Source organism: Polaromonas sp. P1_E3 (genome assembly GCF_056405935.1).
Genome location: NZ_JBFUBD010000332.1, coordinates 1 through 2,957 on the forward strand (window position 1 = coordinate 1; position 2,957 = coordinate 2,957).

Consider the following 2,957-nt stretch of genomic DNA (forward strand, 5'->3'; position numbering starts at 1 on the left):
AGATCACCGCTGCCACGCTGGCCGGAAGCGCCTTGACGTTGCTGGGTATTTTCATCATCGTGGTCCGGTAGCCTGCATACCGGCGCTGCGCAACGCCGCTGGGCGAGGCCGTACACAACTGCTGACAATTTTGAAGCGCTGGGTGGCCTCCAAATTTCCTGCCCGTCGGGCTTGAATCTGCTTACCATGACGAGTGACTCTCGGAGAGCCCGCTGTCCCGGCGGTTCCGCAGCAGACGCATCACCTCAGGAGAAGTAGCATGGGATTTTTCAGCAAGATTCTGGATAAACTTGGTTTTGACGCAGGTGCCAGCAAGGTCGAGGAGATGTTGCGCACGCCGGTGCCGCCAGCGGGCACCACGGCCGCACCTGCAGCGCCCATGCCTGAGGTCGATGTAGTGGCGCAGCTGGAGCAAAAGGCGGCTGCCAATTCACAGAAGCTGAACTGGCGCACCTCCATCGTCGATCTTTTGAAACTGCTGGATATCGACAGCAGCCTGACGGCACGCAAGGAACTCGCCACAGAGCTCGGTTGCCCCGCCAATCTGATGGGTGATTCAGCCCAGATGAACATGTGGCTGCACAAGACGGTGCTGGCCCGGCTTGCCGCCAACGGCGGCAATGTGCCCAAGGAACTGCTCGACTGAGCCGGAGATCCACCGTGAATTTGAATGACATTCTGGCGCAGGCAGGCGGCCTGCAGTCGGTTGCGCGTGACCTGGGTGTAAGCGAAGACCAGGCGGCAGCCGGTGCAGAGGCTCTGCTTCCGGCAATTTTGGGCGGCATGAAAAAGCAGGCCCAGGCTCAACCGGAGGGCTTGGGCGGATTGCTCGGGCAGCTGGGCGGCGGCGGCTTGCTGGATCAGGTCCTGAGCCCGCAACGTACGGACCCGAGCCAGGGCAACGAAGTGCTAGGCCAGATCTTTGGCTCCAAAGAGGTGAGCCGAACAGTGGCTGACAGTGCGGCGTCCGAGTCCGGGCTTGACTCGGGTTTGCTACGCAAGATGCTGCCCCTTTTGGCCATGCTGGCCACCGGCTTCATGGCCAGGCAAGCCGGTGCCGCAGGGCAGGCGCAAGAGAGCAATGACCTGGGTGGTCTCGGTGGCATGATCGGCAGCCTCGGCGGAATGCTGGGGGGTTCGGCTACCGGGGGCGCTGGAGGGCGGGGCGCGCTGGGTGGTCTGGGCGCCATGCTTGACATGAATGGTGACGGCAACGCGCTTGACGATATCCTGCGCATGGCTGGCAAGGCGAACCGTTAGCCTTTCGCATTGCGCCGTGCCAACGCGGGTTATGTGCGCCCAGTAAGCAGCTGTGGCTTCAACAATCTCGCGATTGTTGAGTCATTGCGATGTCTGGAGCGGGTGATGGGAATCGAACCCACGCTATTTGCTTGGGAAGCAAAAGTTCTGCCATTGAACTACACCCGCGATGATGCTGATTATAGAAGCGGCGGCCTGGCGGAGCCAACCCAGGCCTGGGCTGTCATCACGGCCTCAGATAGGCCCAGCCTTCGTGCTGCTTCTTCATGATCTCGGTGACGCCGGCGGGTACATAGCTGAGGCCGGCCAGCATGTCGTCCTTGGTGAGTTTCTGGCCGCGCATGGTGTTTTCGCAGGCGGTGACCTTGATGCCGGCTTTGGCAGCATCGGCGATGCGCGCGCCCGTAGGGGACTCCAGCTTGAGCATGCCGATGCCCGGGCCGTAAGCGACGATTTCAATGTCGACATTGGCGGCGCCCACGTCGTCCTGCAGGTTTTTGGCGTTGTTCAGCGCCAGGTTCCATTTGGCCGGGTCGTTGTCGCTGACCTGGATCACGATTCCCTGGCGTTTTGTGCCTGCAGCGCCCGCTGGTTGTGCGCGAGAAGCTATCAAAAAAGGAGCGGCAAGGGCGAGCGAGCCAATGGCGCCGGCCTGGATGAAAAGTCTGCGGTTCATGCTGGAAGGTCTCCTGAAGGGAAGGCCCATTTCAACACAACAGCGCAATGACGCAAGCCCCTTGAACCCGGTTTGCTCCCCAGGGCTCAAGGGGCAGGCGGCTTCGACGGCTTGGCCTTATTCGCCGCCGGCCGCGGGCACTGCCGTCGCCGGTGCCTTCCCGCCTTGATGAATGACGTGATCCGGCGACTTCTTCAGCTTACGGGCAAACACCACTATCTGCCACACGACCAGAGTTCCGATCATGGCCAGCAAGGTCCCGCTGATGGGGCGGTTGACGAAGACGCTAAAACTACCCCGGCTGAGAAGCATGGCGCGGCGGAAATTTTCCTCCAGCATGGGACCCAGGATGAAACCCAGGAGGAGTGGCGCGGCCTCCATCTCCAGGCGCAAAAACAAGTAGCCCACCAGGCCGAACACGGCTGTGATGTAGATGTCGTCCAGGCTGTTGTTGATGCTGAAGGTGCCGATACAGCAAAAAAACAGGATGGCCGGAAACAGCACCGTGTAGGGAATCTTGAAGACCGACAGCCAGTAGCGCACCAGGGGCACGTTGAGGATGACGAGAAAGCAGTTGCCCACCCACATGCTGGCCACCAGGCCCCAGAACAAATCGGGGTGGCTGGCAATCATGTTGGGGCCGGGCTGGATCCCCTTGATGACGAACGCGGCCATCATCAGCGCCATGACGGCGTTTTCGGGAATCCCGATGGCCATGAGCGGGATGAAGCTGGTGCGGGCTGCGGCTTCGTCGGCGGCGGCTTGCCCCGCCACGCCTTCGATGCACCCGGTTCCGATCTCGTGCTTGTATTTGCTGAACTTCTTGTCGGCGGCATAGGCGGCGAACTGCGCGATGGTGGGGCCGCCGCCGGGAAGGATGCCCAGAACAGAGCCGATCACGCTGCCGCGCAAGGCGCTCGGGATGATGCGCTTGAACTCGGGCCAGGTCGGCATGAGCTTGATCTCACCGTTGAACGGCGTAAGGACGTTTTTGTTGTCGAGGTTTTTCACGACCTCGGCA

4 protein-coding genes and 1 tRNA gene are annotated in these 2,957 nt (G+C 61.3%); 2 read left to right on the top strand and 3 right to left on the bottom strand.

All coding sequences use genetic code 11. The features are described 5' to 3' along the window. Positions 1-259 precede the first annotated feature (259 nt). Both AC1D0Z_RS18690 and AC1D0Z_RS18695 read left to right on the top strand, forming a co-directional pair. Positions 260-646 (top strand): DUF3597 domain-containing protein, encoded by a 387-nt coding sequence (locus AC1D0Z_RS18690; protein ID WP_477659693.1) that lies wholly within the window; start codon positions 260-262, stop codon positions 644-646. A 14-nt stretch (positions 647-660) separates the two neighbouring features. Beyond that, a complete protein-coding gene (locus tag AC1D0Z_RS18695) occupies positions 661-1,260 on the top strand; it encodes a DUF937 domain-containing protein (protein WP_477659694.1) in 600 nt (199 codons plus the stop codon). A 94-nt stretch (positions 1,261-1,354) separates the two neighbouring features. On the opposite strand, the gene AC1D0Z_RS18700 is transcribed toward AC1D0Z_RS18695, so the two are convergent. The 3 genes from AC1D0Z_RS18700 to AC1D0Z_RS18710 all read right to left on the bottom strand — a co-directional run. Beyond that, positions 1,355-1,428: transfer RNA gene (locus tag AC1D0Z_RS18700), tRNA-Gly, on the bottom strand. A 58-nt stretch (positions 1,429-1,486) separates the two neighbouring features. Next, positions 1,487-1,936: a DsrE family protein gene (locus AC1D0Z_RS18705; protein ID WP_477659695.1), complete on the bottom strand. Its 450-nt coding sequence runs from the start codon at positions 1,934-1,936 to the stop codon at positions 1,487-1,489. Positions 1,937-2,053: 117 nt separating this feature from the next. Beyond that, positions 2,054-2,957 (bottom strand): tripartite tricarboxylate transporter permease (locus AC1D0Z_RS18710; RefSeq protein WP_477659696.1); only part of this gene is annotated, 904 nt, incomplete at its 5' end.

What these genes read in the sequence shown, in the direction of transcription:
- AC1D0Z_RS18705 (WP_477659695.1), bottom strand. Translation starts at nt 1,936, where the DNA reads ATGAACCGCAGACTTTTCATCCAGGCCGGCGCCATTGGCTCGCTCGCC.
- AC1D0Z_RS18690 (WP_477659693.1), top strand. Translation starts at nt 260, where the DNA reads ATGGGATTTTTCAGCAAGATTCTGGATAAACTTGGTTTTGACGCAGGT.